The sequence below is a fragment of the Photorhabdus viridis genome (assembly GCF_040256935.1).
Classification (GTDB): domain Bacteria; phylum Pseudomonadota; class Gammaproteobacteria; order Enterobacterales; family Enterobacteriaceae; genus Photorhabdus; species Photorhabdus viridis.
Map to the genome: position 1 here is coordinate 1 of NZ_JBEJZY010000012.1, position 23839 is coordinate 23839.

11 protein-coding genes and 1 pseudogene are annotated in these 23839 nt (G+C 44.6%); 4 read left to right on the forward strand and 8 right to left on the reverse strand.

What is annotated here, in order from left to right:
• Positions 1-270: 270 nt before the first annotated feature.
• From ABR397_RS06675 to ABR397_RS06690, 4 genes and pseudogenes are all read right to left on the reverse strand, one after another.
• A complete protein-coding gene (locus ABR397_RS06675; protein WP_350305029.1) occupies positions 271-993 on the reverse strand; it encodes a TerC family protein in 723 nt (240 codons plus the stop codon).
• A gap of 92 nt (positions 994-1085) precedes the next feature.
• Entirely contained in the window at positions 1086-1772 is a 687-nt protein-coding gene (gene mutH, locus ABR397_RS06680; RefSeq protein ID WP_350305030.1) for a DNA mismatch repair endonuclease MutH, read from the reverse strand.
• 622 nt (positions 1773-2394) lie between these two features.
• The gene (sgrR, locus tag ABR397_RS06685; RefSeq protein WP_350305031.1) at positions 2395-4065 is read right to left on the reverse strand and encodes an HTH-type transcriptional regulator SgrR; all 1671 of its coding nucleotides are present in this window, start codon (positions 4063-4065) and stop codon (positions 2395-2397) included.
• A 332-nt stretch (positions 4066-4397) separates the two neighbouring features.
• A pseudogene (locus ABR397_RS06690) lies at positions 4398-4517 on the reverse strand (helix-turn-helix domain-containing protein); the annotation flags it as partial.
• A gap of 352 nt (positions 4518-4869) precedes the next feature.
• On the opposite strand from ABR397_RS06690, the gene ABR397_RS06695 reads away from it, so the two are divergent.
• From ABR397_RS06695 to ABR397_RS06705, 3 genes are all read left to right on the forward strand, one after another.
• Complete coding sequence (locus ABR397_RS06695; protein ID WP_350305032.1) at positions 4870-14376, forward strand: two-partner secretion domain-containing protein; 9507 nt, start codon at positions 4870-4872, stop codon at positions 14374-14376.
• Positions 14376-14597, forward strand: coding sequence for a hypothetical protein (locus tag ABR397_RS06700; protein ID WP_350305033.1), 222 nt, complete (start codon positions 14376-14378; stop codon positions 14595-14597). Before ABR397_RS06695 ends, ABR397_RS06700 begins: the two co-directional genes overlap by 1 nt.
• A gap of 228 nt (positions 14598-14825) precedes the next feature.
• Complete coding sequence (locus tag ABR397_RS06705; RefSeq protein ID WP_350305034.1) at positions 14826-15089, forward strand: hypothetical protein; 264 nt, start codon at positions 14826-14828, stop codon at positions 15087-15089.
• Between the two features lie 2027 nt (positions 15090-17116).
• Here ABR397_RS06705 and leuD read toward each other — a convergent pair.
• From leuD to leuA, 4 genes are read right to left on the reverse strand one after another with little or no spacing between them, the layout of a single operon-like run.
• A complete protein-coding gene (gene leuD, locus ABR397_RS06710; RefSeq protein WP_350305106.1) occupies positions 17117-17722 on the reverse strand; it encodes a 3-isopropylmalate dehydratase small subunit in 606 nt (201 codons plus the stop codon).
• 7 nt (positions 17723-17729) lie between these two features.
• A complete protein-coding gene (gene leuC / locus ABR397_RS06715; protein ID WP_350305035.1) occupies positions 17730-19139 on the reverse strand; it encodes a 3-isopropylmalate dehydratase large subunit in 1410 nt (469 codons plus the stop codon).
• A gap of 1 nt (position 19140) precedes the next feature.
• Positions 19141-20232, reverse strand: a complete 1092-nt coding sequence (gene leuB, locus ABR397_RS06720; RefSeq protein ID WP_350305036.1) for a 3-isopropylmalate dehydrogenase — start codon at positions 20230-20232, stop codon at positions 19141-19143.
• A 2-nt stretch (positions 20233-20234) separates the two neighbouring features.
• Complete coding sequence (gene leuA / locus ABR397_RS06725) at positions 20235-21797, reverse strand: 2-isopropylmalate synthase (protein ID WP_350305037.1); 1563 nt, start codon at positions 21795-21797, stop codon at positions 20235-20237.
• Positions 21798-22752: 955 nt separating this feature from the next.
• On the opposite strand from leuA, the gene leuO reads away from it, so the two are divergent.
• On the forward strand, positions 22753-23697 hold the full coding sequence (gene leuO, locus ABR397_RS06730; protein WP_350305038.1) for a transcriptional regulator LeuO: 945 nt from the start codon (positions 22753-22755) through the stop codon (positions 23695-23697).
• The last annotated feature ends 142 nt before the right edge of the window (positions 23698-23839 follow it).

The window sequence follows — 23839 nt, forward strand, 5'->3', positions numbered from 1 at the left end:
AGAGCCTACGTTCAGAGTCAGTCAACGCCAGATTGATCTTTAAAGCCCTGCGGGCTTTTCGCCTTATATCCCCGCCCGCACTGGGCGAGGGTTTACGGCGTTTTTCGCTAACTGGCTTAGGTTACTTTTAGCTTCATGCATATTTGCTTGGACAGTCATAATGAGATTCCTATACTTGGCTAGATTAGCTAGGTATAACAAAAAACGCCGGTATAACCGGCGATTTTTTGCTACATAGAAAATGATGTTTTTAGCGCTATTGCAGAGCCATTACTCATTTTCTCTCTTCTTCTTTTTCCCACGCATCAGATTCAGTGTTTCTACTGCCATTGAGAAGAACATCGCAAAGTAGATATAACCTTTAGGTATGTGCACCTGTACGCTTTCCAGAATAAGGGTAAAGCCCACAAGGATCAGGAATGACAGCGCCAGCATTTTTACTGAGGGGTGACGGTCAACGAATTCGCCGATAGGACGAGCTGCCAACATCATGACAGCGACTGCTATGATAATCGCTGCCATCATAATAAACAGATGGTCGGACAGACCAACGGCGGTGATGACGGAATCCAGGCTGAAAATAATATCCAACAGCATAATTTGGATAATAGCGCCTAAGAAAGAGTGAACAGGGCGTTTTAAGCCTTCTTCATTGCCTCCTTCAATGGCTTCGTGAATCTCTTTACTGGCTTTCCATATCAGGAACAGGCCGCCAAAGAATAAGATTAGGTCCCGGGCAGAAACATCATGTTCAAAAACCGTTAGTATCGGGTAGGTCAGCCGGATAACCCAGGCAATGGATGCCAGCAGTCCCAGGCGCATTAGCATTGCGCCCATCAGCCCGATTTTGCGTGCTTTATTTTGTTGATGAGGAGGGAGTTTTGCCACAACAAGTGACAAAAAGATAATGTTATCAATCCCTAAAACGATTTCCAGAATTGTCAGGGTGGCAAGTGCCATCCAAGCATGAGGATCAACAATCCATTCTAACATTGCTTATTAAAACCTTAAGGTAAAGATTTAATTATACGCTTGATTGAATGCAAGGTAAGCATTTCAATGAAAAAACCAGTCGGAGATCAACGTTAAATCAGGAAATGGCGGGCTAGTAGCGGGGCCGTAAAATTCTTCCTCAGATAGAACCCCCGGGGCAGAGTCATAATAGGCTGTCCGTGTGTTCCGATGGCTTCTGTTAATGCTTTGCTGTTGGCTGCTTTAGGGCGTAACTGTAATACTTCACCATGACGGGCCGTAACGCTCTCTACTTTGCCAAGTACGATAAGATCCATCAATTCCTCCCAGTCATGACGCAGTAACTCTTCTTCTTCTTTATTGGGGCTCCATAACAAGGGGGAACCCACCCGGCGTTTAGCTAAAGGAATTTCCCGTTCACCTTCAACGGGTATCCATAGCACCCGCGATAATTTGCGCCTGACGTGACAGCTTTCCCAGGTAATACCACTGTTTCCTGTCAATGGCGCAACGCAGACAAATGTTGTTTCCAATGGATAACCCCTTCTGTCTATAGGAATAGTTTTAAGTTCAACACCGATATGCTCGAAATCCTGCTCTGGTTTACTGCCGGCACTGGCGCCGAGATAATATTCTAACAACATGCCTACCCAGCCTTTATCCCGTTTCAGATTAGGAGGGATGGGTAAATCTGCTTTTTCCGCCAATTCTCCCATTGATAAACCCGCCAGGCGTTGGGCGCATTCAAACAATTGTTGTTCATTATCCGGTGGAAGAGGAGGGGAAAAAAGTGTGTTCATTTGGGATATCCGCTTTTTAGGTTAAAAAATAGCCTTGCTCTCTGTGAATAATAAATTTAGGTTTTACGTAATAACTAATAAAGTGATAATAGCATGATATACAAACATTTTTTATTGCTGTTTCAAGTATTGTAAGATTGAGTGACTCTGTTGTTCACCTATTGCTGGTAATAATGAACAGGATCTTACACCATGTTATCCACAGTTTTATGGGATAAGTAGGCAAAAATGAGATCACTGGTTTGATTTACAGATTTGACTAACACTTTTTTCTACAAAAAACCTGTTTTTTGCTTAACTAAAAAGCATAACGTGTGGATAACATTGTTGTTGGTTGTTTTTTGTTCTCCTCAACTGATGTTGTTCATTATGGCGGTGATGGATGTTTGAAATAACGGGATAAATAGCGGCTATTTCAATGAAAAATAAATACTATTTCATTTTTTGTTTATAGATTGATAATTCATAACATAAAGCTATACTCGAATTACCCCTGCCTTTTTCACATAGATATCCACAGAAAAAGTGAATAAAAGTGGGTTTGTACACCTGTGTATGTTCATAACTCTGGCTTTTTCTGTGAATTACCCCTTATTAGCCAGCCTCTGGGAATCCTCTTCCTTTAGGAAGAGGGGTAGTCAAATGGGTTAAACCAGGCAGATTTGAAATCAAACCAGCCAAAGGTGTTCATTTTGACTCCTCGCATACTTCGCTGGCCTTGTAACTCAAGCCAGTGGTGGAACAGCGGATAGAGCCAATGTTCATCAACTATTTTCTCGCACCACTCTTCAAGCGATAATTCTTGTCGTCGCCATTGTGATACTTCTTTATTCAAGTTATCACCGAGGCATTTTTTCAATAATGGTATCTCATACAATGTAGCAAATAGCGAAAATTCCAGAGGATTATAAAAATTGGCGGTAGAAAGCCAGAGGTCGCTTTCGGCGTCGCCATTGAACCATGTGTCATAATCCACAATATTAATTTTCAATTCGACACCACATTTGGTCAGTATGGTCTGAAGGATCTGACTGATTGTGTGGTATTCGTGATGTTGATGATAAAGAGTGACGGTCAGATGAGTAATGTCCTCTGGTTTGCTCAACTCGAGTATAAGCTTACTGTGATGCCAGCGCAGTAACAGACCATATGCGGGTGACCAGTGGCGTTGATAAAAAGGGTCGCAATGCGCTAACAGATTTATTGGTGTTAACAGACTACATAGCCATTGGCGAACATCTTCTCGCCTGCATTGAGCCGAACGGCGGTCATGCAGCAGGAAATAACAACCTTCTTCCATCCTGCTTTCTAACGAATTATTACCCGCGCTGTCACTTTCCAGATGCAGGGTTGTACAAACCAGTTTCTCGGATAATTCTGGCAGAATCCATATATTCACCTCATCAATCAGCGCCCGAAAACCAAAGTAATTATCAAAGGCACGAATTTGTAGTTTCTGTGAGCTGTTTTTTATTACCTGGTAAGGACCGGTTCCTACTGGCGTACGAGAGAAGTTTGGTAGTTGCTGCCACTCTTGAGGCAAAATCATGGCGTGTGGGCTGCCAATCAATAAAGGGAGCCAGTGATCAGGTTCTGAAAGAAAAATATCAATCACATGTGGCGTGGGGGTGGTGACTTTGTCAATATGGGAGAAAAGAGGTAGATGGCGTAACCTTTGTATCGAAGTAATGACATCCTCCATCTGTAATTCTCTGCCGTGGTGAAAATGGATGGCCGGTCGCAGATAAAAGCGCCAATGATTTGGAGATAGTTGTTGCCAGTGATGAGCTAAATCAGCTTCTGGTTCCCCATTTTCCTCATTTATACGCGTCAGACTATTAAATATCTGCCTGACCAGATGAATTTCAGAACGGCGTAAAGGTGAGCCAGGTAACAGGTTAGGGAAAGGGCGATAGTAGAGTATCCGCAGTAAGTTTTTTCCTTGGCGGAAACGGCGTTCAATCTGGGATAGCACCATCTGACGAACGGTATTTTTATCGCCAACCAGCTGAACCAATTTCTCAATGTTCTGTTGCTCAAGCAGCTCTTCAGCCCGTTGTTGCTGGAGTTTCCTCCCATCTTGCAGGAAATTCAGTTGAGAACGTTTCCCCCGACCGGACTCTGCCTGCCACTGTAACCAGCCAGCTTTCTGCATGTTGTTGAGCAGTGAACGGATATGGCGCTTTGAACAGTGCAATACATTTGCTAGCTCTTGTAACGTTGTTTCAGCCTCTTTTCCTTGATGATGTTGCCATAATCGGATGAATTGTTGTTGTAAGCGTGGGCTGGGCATAAAAGAGGAACTCCGTAGTATTATTGATCAATTTTTGTTTCCTTATATTAAGCCGATAATTATCACTATTGAAAGTAGCTCAATAGGCCAGAACGAAATCTGGCTTCTCCCCCAATTTTCTTGAGTAATGGTGATTTGCCAGCCAGTAAGAAAGCTTACTGGCTTTTTTTCTTATTGTATATTGTGTGTACTGTTATTCTATACAGTCTCTTTTCTACGTATCAGCTTAAAATGAATCATAATCTGGTATTGATAGAGATTTGTCCAGCTACAGTTGCAGTTCTTGCCGGGTAATTTCTTTAATATGCTAGGCTAGCCTCTATTTCTGGGGGGACGCCGTAACGCTTATAAGCGTGTTTTTTGATGTACAGAGCCTTGTTGTACGCGAAACGTACCGCACCGAACTGGACGTTAAGAGACTCCGCCTGCTCAGCCCTAAAGCCCTTTGGGATTTCAGGTTGTTGACCAACCCATTTAAAAACATCCCCAAATACATAAGCAGAATGCCACACACCTGCTGGATTGGGGATGTAATACCATTAAAAAACTGAAAGTACTTTTGTTGACATAAAAAAGAGTATTTCCATCCTTATCGCCACTTTCTGGCATTTAATACATCGAATTCCCCATTATCAAGATTAAATAACTCGATCTTGATCGCATTTAATACTATCCATTCAGACAGGCAATTAATCACGCATTAGAATAGTTTTATTATGTCATTATTAAATTGTTAATATTTTCTATGGAAAGATGACCGTTTTATCACCGAAGCCAGATTAACTTAAGAAAAGAGAAAGTACGATGGATCAACGCAGCACCCCGGTGGTCAGGGCCACGAGTTATCTTTTAATTTACCTGACCGCCGTTTATCCCCTTCATCCGGCTATAGCTGCCGGAATAACGCCGGATAATCACCAAACGCAGGTACAACATCAGGGTAATGTCCCGGTGGTGAATATCGCCACACCGAATAACGCGGGAATATCTCACAACACCTATCAAGAATTTAACGTTGCCACTCAGGGCGCCGTGCTTAATAACGCCACTCAAGCAGCCCAATCACAACTGGCCGGGCAACTTAACGCCAACCCTAATCTGAAAGGCAACGCGGCGGAACTGATTATCAATGAAGTCACCGGCAACGGGAGCTCTGAGCTGCAAGGCCAGTTGGAAATTGTCGGCAATAAAGCCAACGTAATGATTGCCAACCCCAACGGTATTACCTGTGATGGTTGTGGTTTTATCAATACTGCCGGCGCCACCCTAACCACCGGGAAACCCCAGTTTGACAAACAGGGTGCGCTGGACGCGTTGGAAGTTAAACAAGGTCTGATTACCATTGGCGGCAAAGGCTTGGATGGTAAGGCGACGGATTATGTCGATATCCTCAGCCGGGCGACGGAATTAAACGGCAAGATTCAGGCCAACACCCTCTCGCTGACGCAGGGTGCCAACCGCATCAACCGGAAAGACGGCACGGTCAATCCTATCACCGGAGAAGGCGCTAAACCGCAATTAGCCGTTGATACCAAAGCATTAGGCGGCATGTATGCCAATAAAATCCGGCTGGTTGCCACTGAAGCGGGTGTCGGGGTTAATCTCACCCACCTGACCACAGCGCAGGACGCTATCAGCTTAACCGCTGAGGGTAAAATTATCCTGGGGGAGGTGCATGCCAAGACAGACATTAATATCAACAGCAAAGCCATTGAAACGGCGGCACAAAGCCATGTGCAAGCGGGCCAACATCTGATATTGACCACCGAAACATTGCGGAATCAAGGTCAAATCCGTGCGGGCGGGGATGTCACCCTTAAAGCGACTCAACTTGATAACGTAAACCCGACTAAGCAAAGCCACCCTATTATTACTGCGGGTAAAAACAACACCATTACTGCTAACGAGATAAATAATGTTGGCGAGTTAAGCGCGGGACAAAATCTCACCCTGACAGGCAAAAATTTTTCAACCAAAGCGATAAAAGACGGTCAGGATAATATCATCGGTAAACTGAGTGCTGGTGGGGATCTGACAGCGACATTTCAAGATGCATTTCGTTTTGATTTAGATAAAGAACATGTTAAAGCGGGAAAGAACACCACTGATCTGGCGTTAATCACCGGGAAAAACATTGCTCTAACTGCCCGAGATTTAGTGAATCGTGCGTCAATGAGGGCAGAACAAAACTTAACCGTTGACGCTGAAACAATCTATTTAGGTCAGGGGAATTTAAAAGCCGGGAACCATGTCCTGCTGGATGGCCGGTCACATCTTAATATGAAGGGCTACGATATTGCCGGTCGTGATGTGACCTTGCTTGCCAGCCGGGGACTGCTGTCTGTTGTCTCTGGAGACGACTATACCCCGGAAGGAATAAGGGTATTAACCACGCTTTCTGCTGATAACCTATTACGTATTATCGCCGAAGGTCCTATTAATATCGCCGATACCCTGATTAACCGGGCGAAAAATATCTTTTTGGCAACCAATGATAAGCTTGAGATTTATGCCTCGGGTGATTTAATTGATGAACAGAGTCCACTTAATGACAGCGCTAAACAAGCATTCATTAATCAGCGTCTGCGCCAGCTTAGCCAATTGCAAGCGGATGAAAATATTGAGATCCATGCAGGAAAGATTGTCGATCTGAGAAGCATTTCCTTGACGGCAGGGAAGGATATCACGCTGACCAGTGGCGGCACGCTTGATGTGAGTAAAATCACAGCAGAGGACCCCTATGAATATGAAGATGAACACGGAACGGGTTATGAGAAGCATTATGAATATGAAAATGCCGATGACGAGGAAGACGAACAATCTTACCCACAATTTCAATTACCCATAGCGAGCAGTATCATCACTGCCGGCAATAATTTAACCCTTAATGCTGGTGGTGACATTATTGATACTGAGGCAACTTTGTCGGCAAAAGGGACGACTGCTATCACCAAAAACAACGCAGAGTTGCATTCACCGGCAGGGCGGTATAACGCAGTGGAAGGGAAATATACGCCCGTCACTTCTGCGCTGATTGCACGTGCGTTAAGTCATGCTCCTCAACTGACCCTAAACGCCTCAGAAGTAGAAGTAGAAGGAGAAAGAGAAGGAGAAAGAGAAGTACCGGGGATTACATTGGCGGATAAACAAACCCGCCTCACCGCGAAAAACAATCTCCCGATTATCCATATTGCGGCCCCGAATGCCCGGGGCGTTTCACATAACCAGTATCAGGAATTTAATGTTGGTACATCGGGACTGGTATTGAATAACGCGACCCACGAGACTCAGTCTCTGCTGGCGGGGAAAATTGGCGCGAATCTGAACTTCACCGGTCAATCGGCTGAACTGATTATCAATGAAGTGGTGGGGACCTTAGCCTCAAATCTGCAAGGGCTGTTGGAAGTGGTGGGGCAAAAAGCCCCGGTTTTCATCGTCAACCCGAATGGCATGACCTGCAATGGCTGTAGCTTTGTGAATACCCCGGCGGTCACCTTATCCACCGGTAAACCGGTGTTTGATAAAGAGGGCGCGTTAGCGGCTCTGGAAGTGAAAAAAGGCCTCATCACCCTGGGCGAAAAGGGACTGGATGCCACGGCGCAAGATTCTCTCGATATCCTCAGCCGGGCCACTCAGCTTAACGGTACACTCCAGGCGAAGAACCTGGCATTGATACAAGGCCCCAATCAGGTTGATTTACAGCGTGGCGCCCTTGTCCCTATTGCAAAGGAAGGTTATACCCTCTGGAAAGTGATAGATACCGGGTTATTGGGGGGTATGTCTGCCAATAAAATCCGTCTGGTGAGTACCGAGCCGGACAAGGAAGTTAACCTGACCAACCTGACGGCAACGCAAGGCGACATCAATTTAACTGCGGATGGCAAGGTGACGCTGGGGGATGTACAGGCCAAAACGGATATCACCGTTAACGGTAAAGACATTGACATGGCGAAACAGAGTCATATGCAAGCCGGTCAACATCTGATATTGACAACCGATACATTGCAGAGTTGGGGACGAATTCGTGCCGACGGTGATGTCACCATTAAAGCGAAAACCTTGTCTTTAAATGGGGGAAATGTCACCGCCGGGAACCAGGTTCTGCTACAGGGAAAGAACAGTTTTACGGTGCGTGGCACGGATATCTCAGGTCATGACATGACCTTAATCTCCCGCGGTGGTGGTATTTCTGTTTCATCTGGAGGAGATAATTCCACTGCGGCAGGTACACAGGCACTATCTACTATTTCTGCGGCTAATACGCTGCGTATTCTGTCTGAACAGGGAATATCGCTTTCAAATACGTTAATTAACCGGGCAAAAAATATCTTTTTAGCGGGTAATCGTTGGGTTGATACTAATCAGCATTTGGCCGCGGATGAGAATATTGAACTCCATACTGGGGCAGGGGTAAATCTGAGGGGGATTTCCCTGACCGCCGGGAAAGATATTACCCTGACCAGTGATGGCTCGATTAATATTGGCAAGGTCACCGCTGGCAACAATTTAGCGCTGATTGCCCGCAGCAATATAACGGAGACAACATTATCGGCAGAAGGGACGACCGCAGTTGCCCAAAATAGCGACGCGTTGCACTTAGTCGACGGGAGATATACTCCGGTGACTTCTGCGTTGATTGACCTCGCATTAGGTAATGCCCCTCAACTGACCCTCACTATTCCAGAAATAGCCGGTGGCATACCCGGAATTCAACTGGCGGATAAACGCGCGCGGATTGCCGTGAGAAATAACCTGCCTATTATCCAGATTGCGGCACCGAATTCCTGGGGTGTTTCACATAACCGTTATCGGGAGTTTAACGTTGGGGCTGCCGGGCTGGTGTTCAATAATGCTACCGATGCTACCCAATCCGTACTGGCGGGACAAATTGGGGCAAACCCGCACTTCAACGGTCAATCGGCTGAGTTGATTATTCATGAAGTGGTGGGGACGTTAGCCTCAAATCTACAGGGCCTGTTGGAAGTCGTGGGGCAAAAAGCCTCTGTCTTCATCGCTAACCCGAATGGCATAACCTGCAATGGCTGTGGCTTTATCAATACCCCGGCAGTCACCTTATCGACCGGGAAACCGGTATTTGATAAAGACGGCGCGTTAGCGGCTTTAGACGTGAAAAAAGGCGCCATAACCTTTAATAAAAAGGGGCTGGATGCCACGGCGCAGGACGCTGTCGATATTATCAGCCGGGCTACAATACTTAACGGCAAAGTGCAGGCAAAAAACCTGACACTGACACAAGGGCCCAATTGGGTTGATGTCAAACACGGGACCCTGATTCCGATGACAGGAGACGGTTTTGCTCCCTGGAAAGCGATTAATACCGGGTTATTGGGGGGCATGTCTGCCAATAAAATCCGTCTGGTGAGTACCGAGCCGGGCAAGGAAGTTAACCTGACCAACCTGACGGCAACGCAAGGTGACATTAGTCTGACGGCGGATGGCAAGGTGACTCTGGGCAATATACAGGCCAAAACGGATATCACTGTTAGCAGTCAGGGCATTAAAACGACGGAACAGAGTCACGTGCAGGCCGGGAAAGATATCACGCTGGCCGCGAACACGCTGAACAACACCGGTCAGATTATCGCAGACGGTGACATGCGGTTATTTATCGATCATTTATATAATCAGAATAAGGGTCTGATTCAGGCAAATAATCATCTTTGGTTGCAAAAAGACGTGAGCGGTAACCTAAGCACTGAAATTAACAACACTTCTGCGACGCTGAAAACCCATCATGGCGATATCATCATTCGCACCAAAGCATTAAATAATGCCTGGGATGCCAACGTCGCTGCGGGAATGAACGCTTATATCAATGCGACAAAGCTGGATAACAGTCAAAGCCAGTTTCATGCGAAGAAAAATCTCATCTTAACCGGTCACGACTTTAACAACGGGATGGACGGTAAACTTTCAGCCGCGCTGAATGTGGTGGCTGACTTTATTCATCAATTCAGCGGGAGCGCGCTAATCTCAGCTAAAAATATTCTGCTTCATGCCGGTGACATTACCGGCATGGGGCACCTCGAGGCGGAAAATGACCTGTCAGTCATTGCTGAACGTAAAATTTATGTTAACAACAGCACATTGGCGGCAAAGAAACATCTGACCCTGATGGCGGGCAAAGGTATTGCCGTCCATCAAATCGGGCTGACAGGGGAAAATGTTGAGTTGCTCGCACGTGAAGGTGACATCCGGATAAGTGGTGACGATTCAAATATTTCGGCCAATAATCAGGTGCAGATAGTCGCGGGGAACACACTGGATCTCTGTGGGACATTGGCGGCAAAGAAACATCTGACCCTGATGGCGGGCAAAGGTATTGCCGTCCATCAAGCCGGGCTGACAGGGGAAAATGTAGCGCTTCTCGCACGCGAAGGTAACATCAATAATATAGGACGGAGCCCGTCCCGTATTTTGGCCGCTAACTATTTGCAGATGTTCGCGGGGCACAAATTGAACCTCCAGAGGATTTTATTCGATAAAGCCAGCAATATGACGTTAAACGCGGGTCACGAGATTGAGGCCCGCGAGGTTAAACTGGCGGCAAAGAAAAATCTGACCCTGATGGCGGGCAAAGATATTGCCGTCTATCAAGCCGGGCTGACAGGGGAAAATGTTGAGTTGCTCGCACGTGAAGGTGACATCCGGATAAGTGGTGACGATTCAAATATTTCGGCCAATAACCAGGTGCAGATGGCCGCGGGGAACACACTGGATCTCTGGGGGACATTGGCGGCAAAGAAAAATTTGACCCTGATGGCGGGCAAAGGTATTGCCGTCCATCAAGCCGGGCTGACAGGGGAAAATGTAGCGCTTCTCGCACGCGAAGGTGACATCAATAATATAGGACGGAGCCCGTCCCGTATTTTGGCCGCTAACTATTTGCAGATGTTCGCGGGGCACAAATTGAACCTCCAGAGGATTTTATTCGATAAAGCCAGCAATATGACGTTAAACGCGGGTCACGAGATTGAGGCCCGCGAGGTTAAACTGGCGGCAAAGAAAAATCTGACCCTGATTGCCGGTAAAGCTATCACCGCCGGTCAGGCAGAGTTAAAGGGGGAAAATGTTGAGCTACTGGTGCGTGAAGGCGACATCCAACTGGGATGGAGACAGTTTGAGGCATCATTACCCACCCTTTCGGCGGATAATCATTTGCGGATTTCCGCAGGCCGTGATCTGGATCTCGCCGGTACCCGGTTAGCTAAATCCCGTCATCTGACATTCAGTGCGGGCCGTCACCTGAATGCCGACCAAAGTCACTTGAACGCGGCGGGCAATATTCATCTGTTTGCAGGCCAGGATTTAGGTTTACAGAGAGCGCGGATCAGTGCCGGGCAACAAGTCACGCTCAGTGCGGGTCACGATATTGATATGTCTCGACCCGATACGCAGCAGGCGTCAGACAGTCTGTTTTATTTATCCAAATTATATGGATTTGACAAACTATTAGCCTTAAAAGAACGGCTGACCTCGGTTGATTTATCCGAATTAGGCACACAAATCACTGCGGTTGATGACCTGCAACTCAGTGCGGGGGGCGATATCGTGGGTAAGATTGCCAGATTAACCTCGACGCAGGGAAATGTGTCGGTTAACGCTGGCCGGGACTTCATTTTCTCAGCCCAAAAATATTCGCCGATTAATGATGGCGATAAACATTACCTGTATGCCACCGGCGCCATCAACGCCGCGCAAAACCTCACCTTAGCGGCGGCAGGCAACCTGCTGACATCCGGCGCCCGCCTGACATCCGGCAGGAATATGCGGCTTTCCGCGGGCGGGAATGTGCGTTTTGAATCATTACAAGAATTTATCCGCGAAGGGAATATTGGCCGCTTTACGCAACACGCCAGCCGGCTTAAGAGTGGCGGGGCATTAACGCTCCACGCGCAGGGCAGTATTTTATTCCAGGCGACAGAACTCATGGCTAAAGGCGTGATCGATATCGCGGCAACCGGCGGCTTTCTCTATGCGCAAGCCATGGAAGAAACCTATAAAAGTGAAGAAACGCGGAAAAGCTGTAAAGGTTTGGGCCCCATAAAATCGTGTAAAGTGTTTGGTTCTAAAACAGAACATAAAACACAAATCAGGAATACCAACAAAGTCACGGAATTGACGGCCGGCGGGGATATTACCCTGATGGCAAAAGATGACGTGACATTAGAAGCGAGTCGGATAGAAACCCAGAAAAACGCGAAAATCACCAGCCAGACCGGGAAAGTGAACTTTCGGGCCATGCCAAATACCGCTTTTGAGCAGACCATCACAACGTCAACCGGTTTTTTCATCATGCACCACGATAAAGGCCACAGTGAGACGACCTGGGCCATCCCGTCCGTGCAGGTTGGCGGTACGCTGACGGTGGAGGCAGCAGCCGGTATCAGTGCGGATGTGAAAGACGGGCAGTTACTGGAAGATACGCTGGCTGTACTCGGTAACACCCCCGGCACCGAATGGTTGAAAAATCTGCAAGGCCGCCATGATGTCCAGTGGGATCGGGTTAAGGACGCTTACCGTAGCTGGGACAAAAAAAGCACAAGCTTAAACCCTGTTGCGGGCGCCGTGATAGCGATTGCGGTGGCGGCGGTGACGGCGGGTTCGGGCCTGGCAGCCTGGGCGGGAAATGGCGTGGTCGGTGCGACAGGGGCCACGGGAGCCACGGCGAGCGTGGTTTATGGGGCGGCTTATGGCGGTATGATCGGGTTAACCTCGCAGGCGGCGGTGGCCTTAGTCGAAAATAAAGGCAATCTCACCCAGACACTGGCCGCCTTAGCGAAGCGTGATGCCGTCAAATCCCTCGTGACCCAAGTCGCGGTAGGTGGCGCATTAGGGGGAGTAGACCACACGATGGACTGGGGAAAATTAGTGGAGGGAAAAACCGTTGTCGATCCGATAAAAGCGCAACTGCCCTTATTGAGTCATCATAACTGGAGTCAGGTGGCCCAGCGTGTTGCAGCGCATTCCGTCGTCAGTTCCACAATAGGGACGGCGATTAACGGCGGCAGTTTTACGGACAATCTGCAAACCGCGTTGTTGAACAATGTGGGAAACCAGATTAATGCCGAAGGGGCCCGATTGATTGGTGATAACGGTCAGATTCTGGGTATCCCGGGTAAAGCGATTAGCCATGCCGCAGTGTCTGCGCTGGCGGCGGAGATTAGCGGCGGGGATGCCAAAGGGGCGGCGGTGGGCGCCTTAGCCGCAGAACTGGCGGCCATCACAATGGAAAGTAGGCTATTTGAACCGGCATATAAGAATGAAGCAGAGCGACAAATCCATAAACTTCAGGAAGCGCTGACGGGTAATGAAGCTAAGGCTCAGACGGCTAAATTTATCGGGGCGTTGTCAGGCGCCCTGATTAGCCATACCCCGGAAAGCGCTTACAGTGCGGCGAACAGCGCGGAGCTTGTCTATCGTAATAACATGACTGAGCATATGTTGTATCAGTTATCGGTAGATAATCAAAAAGACATCTTAGCGGCAGGAAAAGGGGATAAAGCGGCGGAAGAGCGCGTCATTGCGCGGCGGGATGCCGCGATAACCGTCACCGCTGTGGCGGCAGGTGGCTATGCGCTGGTTTATGGCGGTCAGATACTGATTGCGGGCTCGGCGGAAATGGCCACGGCAGGGCGTGTTGCGCTTGAAGGCTGTAAAACCAATCCGGCGCTGTGCCTGAATAACGTGGGCATTTTTGTCGCTGATGCGGTTGCGCCGGAGGCGGCTGTTGGGACTGGTGTTTTGGCGACGGGAGCCATAAAAGTATTAGGTAACACCCAGGAAGGTGCAAAAAATCTGGCAGGAGGATTGAATCATGCTGGTGTGCAGGTCGCTGAAGCACTGACACTGGGTAGTGTGGGTGTTGTGGGTAAAACTGCGGTGGAAGCGGTACAAACAGAAGCTGTAGCGGTTAATGCAGTTAGAAATTTGCTTAATAAGTCTGTTGCTCAAAAAATAGATGTAGGGAAATTTGGCAAATTAGGGTTAACCGAACTTGCTGAAACAGGAACTAAAATTGATCCGGCAGCTAAAGCTGGAAATTTCACTGTTGCTGGTAGAGCTTTGCAGAAGCATGGAAGCCGTGAGGGCAGCGCATTCCCTGTTGCTAAAGGAAATCCAGAAAAGGTTAATCAGCAAGGACAAAAAATCTTGGAGGAGATAATTAAAACACCGGGAGCTAAGGTTCAACAAGGTAATCGTTTTGGTGGTTTTGATATAGTAGCACCGGATGGTCGCGGGGCGAGATTTGATCCTCAAGGTAACTTTCGCGGATTTTTGGAGCCATAATGAATAATAGGTATCAACTAAAAATTGTCATAGCAAGCGATATAGATTACGAATGTTTGGTAGCTGAAATTTATTGTAATGGAGAGTTTTTTGCTCTTTTGCAACAAGAAGAGGGGGTTGAAAATATTAAGGTAGAATTTTCTCCTAGAGCCAGAATAATTGATCTTGATTGGCTTCAATATGCTTTATCAAAAGCCAAAGAACATTTATTGAACAACTGAACTCGCTCCTGCTTTGTGAACTGAACCTTAATTTTTGGGCAGTTTCATCGGCAGCTAACTTTGTTTAGGTCCAGATCAGATATAACTAACTGAGTGTATTAAGGAAAAAGCGTGTTTATGGTCAGATTTCATGATAGAGAACGTTGTCGCTGAAAATAATGCTCTAGGAGCGGCAACTGGCCCAGACTTGGGATTCTGGTTAAGCAAAACACTAGATTTATCGGGGCGTTGTCAGGCGCCCTGATTAGCCATACCCCGGAAAGCGCTTACAGTGCGGCGAGCAGCGCAGAGCTTGTCTATCGTAATAACATGACTGAACATATGCTGTATCAGTTATCGGTAGATAATCAAAAAGACATCTTAGCGGCAGGAAAAGGGGATAAAGCGGCGGAAGAGCGCGTCATTGCGCGGCGGGATGCCGCGATAACCGTCACCGCCGTGGCGGCAGGCGGCTATGCGCTGGTTTATGGCGGCCCTGCTATGACCATTTAAAAGCACGAAAACAGAGATATTAAATGTTTTATATAAAAGATGGATTTAACTATAAGTGTAATTTCTTTAAAAGAATATTGATTATATTTAATCAAAGTTTATTTATCATTAACGGAAAATTGAAAAAATCAGCAAAAAAAGATATTACTCGGAAAAGAATAAAAAGATATCTTGATACCATTAAGCTATTTGCTGATTGATTTATGAAGATAAAAGAATTATAAAAACTGTTTAGGATTGCCAGTAAAATAACGTCAGTAAAGATAAAAAGTGAGTATTAATAACATTGATTAAACTTAATAAAAACCAGACGTTAAAAGTAGTAAAAACAACGGTTAAAACCTTATTATTTTGATTGAAATCATAAGTTAAAAAATAACTTTTAATAACCATTTAAAATCTTTCCATCATAAATATATCAGTGAAAATGAGAAAAATAATTGGCTTTATTAATGCTTTATATATCACGAAGAAAAGGATAAATAAAAACAGGAATCGGTTTATCAGATAATCTATTTTCTAAAATGAACCGACTTTAATAACGTTTTCAACTGGTAAATAAACTTTTTCATAAGCCAGTTAAATAGTGATTCATAAAAAATAGGAATAACAAAACCCGTAAATAAATGATGCAATCGAACACGAGTTGGATTATTTGTAGCGTTATTATTTTGAGTTTATTATGCAACACTGCGATACATTAAATACATCCGTTTAAACTTGTTTTACACTATTTATCCCATTTAATAGCATTATTTTTCTACCGTTTTATTTAAGTCATGCTTCTTTTTATACCTTTAATGTGATTTAACGCAAAATAAATCCATGCTATTGTTTTTACAAACTATTTTGTGCAATCCGTTAACGCTTAAATATCCATTTGATCATTATAACCTTTCGGGCTAACTAATTCGCCAGACTTTTCACTATTGTTGATATAATAAGGCGTTATTAAATGAGTTTGCCGATTTATTTAAACATTATTTAAATAGATGTCGAACGGCAAGGCCGCTTTTTTTCTGTGATTAGTTAGCTAAGGGAAAAAACAGACGTCCATTAATGCCCGATTTTGAAAAGGGGCAGAGTAACTAAAACGGCTTATTCCGATCATGTTTAATGTATTTATCAACGACGTTATCCTCCGCTTATTTTACATTTACCTAATCTGCTATGACCATTTAAAAGCACGAAAACAGATGTATTAAACTTTTATATAAAAGACGGATTTAACTATAAGTACAGATTTTTAAATTGACGTTAATTAACTTTAATCTAAGGCTATTAACAGAAAATTGAAAAAATCAGCAAAAAAAGATATTATCTGAAAAAACACAAATGGGTATCTTTATGCCATAAGACTATTTACGAGTTGATTTATGGAGATAAAAGACTTATAAAAACCACACAACATTGCCAGTAAAACAGTGTCAGTAAAGATAAAAATTGAGTATTATTAACATTGATTAAACGTAAAATACAATACACCATGATGATTAAACTTAATAAAAACAAATGTTAAAAGCAGTAAAAACAACGGCTAAAACCTTATTGTACAAGTTAAAACCAGAGGTTAAAAAAGGTTTTTAATAACAGTTTAAAATTTTCCCATCATAAATATATCAGTGAAAATGAGAAAAAGAATTGGCTTTATTAATGCTTTATGTGCCACGCAAAAAAATAAATAAAAACAGGAATAACAAAACCCGCAAATAAACGATTAAACCGAACACAAACTGGATTACTTACAGCGCTTTTATGTTGAATTTGTTATGCAACACTGCGATACATTAAATACATCCGTTAAAACTTGTTTTGTACTATTTCATCCCGTTTAATAGCATTGCTTTTCTACTGTTTGATTTAAATCACGCCTCTTTTTATACCTTAAATGTGATTTAACGATAAAATTAACTCATATCGTTGTTTTTATGTGAAGCGTAAAAATCTAACGCGCCTTAATATCCATAGATCAGATCTAATAAAATCCCGCAGTACAAAACTACGGGATGAATAAATAAAGGGAAAGGTTAACGCAGGAAAACCGGTTGTTTCTGCTCGTAGGCGATTATGGCGTCCAGATGCTGTAATGTCAGGCCGATGCTGTCCAGACCATTCATCATACAGTGACGTCGGAAGCTGTCGATTTCAAAATCGTAGCTTTTATTGCCGGCGTATACTTTCTGTTGTGCCAGATCGACGGTAAAACGACAAATTGTGTTTTGCTGAACCAACTCAAATAGTTCATCGACCTCTTTATCATCTAATTTCACTGGCAGTAACTGGTTGTTGAAGGCGTTACCATAGAAAATATCCGCGAAACTTGGCGCGATAACAACTTTAAAACCATAATCCGTCAAGGCCCAAGGGGCGTGTTCACGGGAGGAACCACAACCAAAGTTTTCACGCGCCAGCAGGATACTGGCCCCCTGATAACTGGGCTGGTTTAATACGAATTCAGGATTAGGTTTTTGTCCCGCATCATCAAGGAAACGCCAGTCGTGAAACAGGTGCTGACCAAACCCGGTACGGGTAACTTTCTGCAAAAATTGTTTTGGAATAATGGCATCGGTATCAACGTTTGCAGCATCTAAAGGAGCGACCAACCCGGTATGTTGAATAAATTTTTCCATAATTCCTCCTTTATGACTTCTGTGCCGGATGACGTATGTCAATAAAATGACCATTAATCGCTGCTGCTGCTGCCATCGCCGGGCTGACCAAATGCGTGCGTCCACCACGCCCCTGACGTCCTTCGAAGTTGCGGTTACTAGTAGAAGCGCAACGTTCACCTGGTTGCAGACGGTCATTATTCATTGCCAGACACATTGAACACCCCGGTAAGCGCCATTCAAAACCAGCACTTATGAAAATCTTATCTAAACCTTCTGCTTCTGCTTGCGTCTGAACGGGGCCCGATCCTGGAACGACGATCGCCTGAACGCCTGGTGCAACTTTATGACCTTGTGCGATGACGGCAGCAGCCCGTAAATCTTCGATGCGGGAGTTGGTGCAGGAGCCGATGAAGACTTTATCGATCTTCACATCTGTTAATTTAATACCCGGTTTCAAATCCATATAAGCTAGTGCTTTCTCAGCAGATGCACGTTCAACAGGATCATTGAAAGATTCTGGCGCGGGAATGGCTTGATCAATCGCGATGACTTGTCCTGGGTTGGTTCCCCATGTGACCTGCGGCGAGATCTCTTCCGCGTTAATAGTAACAACGGTGTCATATTGTGCAGCAGGATCGGATTTCAATGTTTTCCAGTAAGCGACAGCTTGTTCCCACAGTTCTCCTTTTGGTGAAAACTGACGACCTTTTATATAAGTAAATGTGGTTTCATCCGGCGCGACTAAACCCGCTTTCGCGCCCATTTCAATTGCCATATTACATAAGGTCATACGGCCTTCCATACTCAGCGCTTCAATCGCCTTACCACAGAATTCAACTACATAACCTGTACCACCCGCGCTGCCTGTTTTGCCAATGATTGCCAGAACGATATCTTTGGCGGTAATCGCATCACCGACATCGCCAACCACTTCGATTTTCATCGTCTTAGCACGGGCTTGTTTCAGAGTTTGGGTTGCCAGTACGTGTTCAACCTCAGAAGTACCAATACCGAAAGCCAGTGAACCGAATGCGCCATGCGTTGCGGTATGGGAATCACCACAAACGATCGTCATTCCCGGCAGGGTCATGCCTTGTTCCGGTCCGATTACATGAACAATTCCCTGATAAGGATGGTTCAGATCATATAATGTGATACCGAATTCAGCACAGTTTTTCATCAACTCCTGCATTTGAATACGCGCCATGTCACCACAGGCGTTAATATCTTTTGTCTGCGTGGATACGTTATGATCCATTGTTGCGAACGTTTTACCCGGCTGGTGCACCGGCCGGCCTTTCGTGCGCAAACCGTCAAACGCCTGTGGGGAGGTCACTTCATGAACCAAATGGCGATCAATATAGAGTAACGGGGTTTCATTCGGGACTGCCCGGACAATATGAGCGTCATATAATTTCTGATATAAAGTCTTAGCCATGTTAAATACCCTCGGCTACATAACGGGCGATAATGCTGCCCATTTCATCAGTGCTGATTGCTTTGCCATTTCCGGCTAAATCTGTTGTGCGATAGCCCTGTTCCAACACATGATTAACCGCCTGTTCAATCGCATTAGCCGCATCATGATGACCTAAGCTGTAACGCAGCAGTAAAGCAGCAGACAGGATCTGGGCTATCGGGTTAGCAATGCCTTTTCCGGCAATATCCGGTGCAGAGCCGCCAGCCGGTTCATACAGACCAAAACTTTTTTCGTTCAGGCTGGCGGAAGGGAGCATTCCCATGGAACCGGTAATCATAGCGCATTCATCGGATAAAATATCACCGAAAATATTGGAGCACAGCAGCACATCAAATTGAGACGGATCTTTAATCAACTGCATGGCGGCATTATCAATATACATGTGGCTGATTGCTACATCTGGATACTCTTTTGCAATCTCAGTAACCACTTCTCGCCACAATACGGAACTCTGCAACACGTTTGCTTTATCAATAGACGTGACTTTATTACGGCGTTTGCGGGCTGATTCAAAGGCGATACGGGCAATACGCTCAATTTCAAAGCGGTGATAAATCTCAGTATCAAATGCACGTTCATATTTACCCTGGCCTTCACGTCCTTTAGGTTGACCAAAATAGATACCGCCGGTTAATTCACGGACACATAAAATATCAAAGCCTTTGGCTGCAATATCACTGCGTAAAGGACAAAATACTTCTAATCCGGCATATAAGCGGGCAGGGCGCAAATTGCTGAACAGTTTGAAATGCTTGCGTAATGGCAACAGCGCGCCGCGCTCAGGCTGTTCTGCTGGCGGTAAATGTTCCCATTTAGGCCCCCCCACGGAGCCGAACAATATGGCGTCAGCCTGTTCACAACCTGCTATGGTTGTTGCCGGCAGTGGACAGCCGTGACGATCGATAGCAATCCCACCTACATCATATTCACTGGTGGTGATACGGATAGTGAAACGCTTACGGATTGCGTCCAATATCTTATGGGCCTGCGTCATAATTTCAGGGCCAATACCATCACCGGGTAAAATTGCAATATGATAACTGTTCGACATGTTTACACCATTTCCTTTGTATTTTGCTGTATGCGTTGTTTCTCTTTCTGAACTTGTTCTGCGCGCCAGATACTATTGAGCACATGAATCATTGCCTTGGTTGAGGATTCAACGATATCTGTTTCGAGCCCCATGCCGTGGAAGCGACGCCCAAAGCATTCGACGACGATATTGACTTGACCCAGCGCTTTTTTCCCTTGCCCTTTCCCCGATAATTGATAAGAAACCAGTTCAATCGGGTATTCAGTTATTCGGTTGATTGCTTGATAGATAGCATCTACCGGGCCGTTACCGGTGGCGGCTTCTGATTTTATCTCTTTACCACATGTTAAACGCACCGCTGCTGTTGCTATCACGTTGGAGCCGGATTGGATATTAAAGTTATCCAGGCGGAAAAATTCTGGCTCTTGCTGTTGCAGATTGATGAAGGCTAACGCCTCCAAATCATAGTCAAATACCTGGCCTTTCTTATCTGCCAGACGCAAAAAAGCGTCGTATAAGCTATCCAGATCGTAATCTTTGTCCTGATATCCCATCTCTTCCATACGGTGTTTCACGGCGGCACGACCGGAACGGGAAGTCAGATTCAATTGAATTTCTTTCAGGCCGATGGATTCCGGCGTCATAATTTCGTAAGTTTCGCGATTTTTCAGCACGCCATCCTGATGAATACCGGATGAGTGGGAAAATGCATTGCTACCAACAACCGCTTTATTCGCGGGGATCGGCATATTACATAACTGGCTGACTAACTGACTGGTACGGTAAATTTCTTGATGATTGATATTAGTATAAACGCCTAACATTTGTTGGCGGACTTTAATTGTCATGATCACTTCTTCCAGCGAGCAGTTGCCGGCACGTTCACCCAGACCATTAATCGTTCCTTCTATCTGACGGGCGCCAGATTGTACTGCGGTGATAGAGTTGGCGGCAGACATCCCCAAATCATCGTGGCAATGTACGGATAATATCGCCTTGTCAATATTAGGAACACGTTCGATCAAGTTAGTGATGATTCCCCCAAATTGATAGGGCGTGGTGTAACCGACAGTGTCTGGAATGTTAATCGTCGTTGCACCTGCTTTGATAGCGTTTTCAACAATCCGGCACAGATTATCAATCGGTGTGCGGCCGGCATCTTCACAGGAGAATTCAACATCATCAGTGTAACGACGCGCCCGCTTGATTGATTGAGCGGCCATCTCCATAACATTTTCGAATGTTTTTTTCAGTTTGGATTCAATATGTAAGTTGGAGGTAGCCAGGAAAACGTGGATTCGAAAAGCCTCCGCAACTTTTAATGCTTCAGCGGCAACATCAATGTCTTTTTCTACACAACGGGCTAAGGCGCAAACACGGCTGGTTTTTATCTGTCTGGCGATCGTCTGTACAGATTCAAAGTCACCGGGAGAGGAAACCGGAAAACCAACTTCCATGACATCAACACCCATTCTCTCCAAAGCCAATGCAATCTGGAGCTTTTCTTTCACACTTAAACTGGCCTGTAATGCCTGTTCTCCATCACGTAATGTAGTATCGAAGATAATAACTTGCTGGCTCATATCATGCTCCTCTCGTGGTTATTTTTTGCGCCCAGCAGGTAAAAAAAACCCGCGCATGGCGCGGGTTCTTGTTTATGTCTGGTTTGGACCAACTCCGTTTTGAATCAACTCTGTTTTTTGTCCACCAGCATACCGCGCATATCAGATACGATTAGTAGTAGGCTTAGTAGACAAATTGAGTGAATCATACTGATCCAACCTTTCAATAGTATTAATGAGTGTTTGGTACTCGGATGCTTTTATTGATACGTTATCTTAAAAGTGATGTCAAGAATTCATTTAGGCATATGATTCTTGGTTTTGCTTTTTCAATGACTGTAAATTGAAGTGTTGATCTGTTTATATTTAAAAAGATTTTATTTTGTCCTTTTATGTTTGGGTTGGACTTTAGTGATAAACTCAGATTTATATAAAAAATAGCGCATTATACTGATTAGTTAAAATTAAGTATTTTTGTGCCGGGAGCTGGAAGTAGGTTTGTGTTTTTCTGAAAAACATCGTTTGTCATTGACAAATAGGTATAAATAGGAAGTTATGTTATATATCGTTGAAAAAATAATTTCATAATATAATGACTCTGATAAAATTGTTTAATAATAATAAATCAGCAATTTTATTATGAATTTAGTCATTCTTTGATTTATCATCACATACGGAATACCAGGGTGAATAAATTGTTAACATAATTGTACTTTTTTGTGAATGAATAATGAGCATCTACATTTTCTACTAACTGAAATTATATATTTTTAGCATTAATAAGGGGATGCGCTGGTTAGCTATGCGTATTCAGATTTGTACAAGGACGAGTCTTAATTATTTATCATCAAAATGATTAAGATAATTGATCTCGTTAATAGTAAAAGTCATCGTAATATCTGAGTAATGAATGAAGGTATTTTCGATGTTTTGTTATTAGCCGGGGTCATCTGAATGAGTTTAGTGGAGTTAAACAATGGCTGAATACACCTCAGTAACTGCAACCAAAAAAGATCCAAGTGAAATTCATTTACGTAATGTGGATCTCAATCTGCTGACTGTTTTTGATGCAGTGATGCAAATGCAGAATGTAACACGTGCGGCACAGATATTGGGAATGTCACAACCTGCTGTTAGTAATGCAGTTTCTCGCTTAAAGTTAATGTTCAATGACGAATTATTTGTACGTTATGGGCGTGGAATACAACCGACGGCAAGGGCTCATCAATTATTTGGTCCTGTCCGTCAGGCATTACAACTGGTATATAATGAGTTACCTGGGGTTGGTTTTGAGCCTGATAATAGCGACAGGGTTTTTAATCTCTCAATTTGCAGCCCTTTAGATATTAGACTGGCAGCAAAAATAGTGGAACAGGTAAAACAAAATACACCAAATCTGGGTGTTACGATTCGATCATATCTGCATGATAATATTGAGCATCAGCTCAGGTATCAGGAAACTGAGTTTGTCATTAGCTATACACAGCTGGAACGTATGGATTTTCATCATTACCCGTTATTCAATGATGAGTTGGTCCTGGCCGTTTCCAATAATCATCCAAGAATTGAAAATAGTATTAGTGAACAGCAATTGTATGAGGAACATCATGCAGTTGTATCATTGGATAATGTTGGTTCATTCAGTGCTCCCTATTATGAGAATGGAGAACGTCTGCGTTCTGTGGTTTATCAGGGAACTGACTTGAATAGCGTGCTGCATATTGTATCTCAAACCTATTTGGTTGCGGTTACTCCAAGATGGTTGGTTGAACACTACAGCGAACAATTAGCAATAAGAGCTGTTTCATTACCATGGGATAAGGTAAGCCGTCCGTGCTATTTGATTTGGCACGAATCTACAACAAAAGATAAAGGGCATCAGTGGATGAAATCGCTGTTGAGCCAACTTAGCGGCAGTTAATTAACTTGAAACTCACTACTGGATAAACAGGTAGTGAGTTTTTTATTTTATCACAAACTTATCAACTTTTGATAAATATTCTTTTCCTGTTGTTCAGGAATAGGTAGACTGAAAGGAAAATAGCTAACACCTGTAAGCTGAA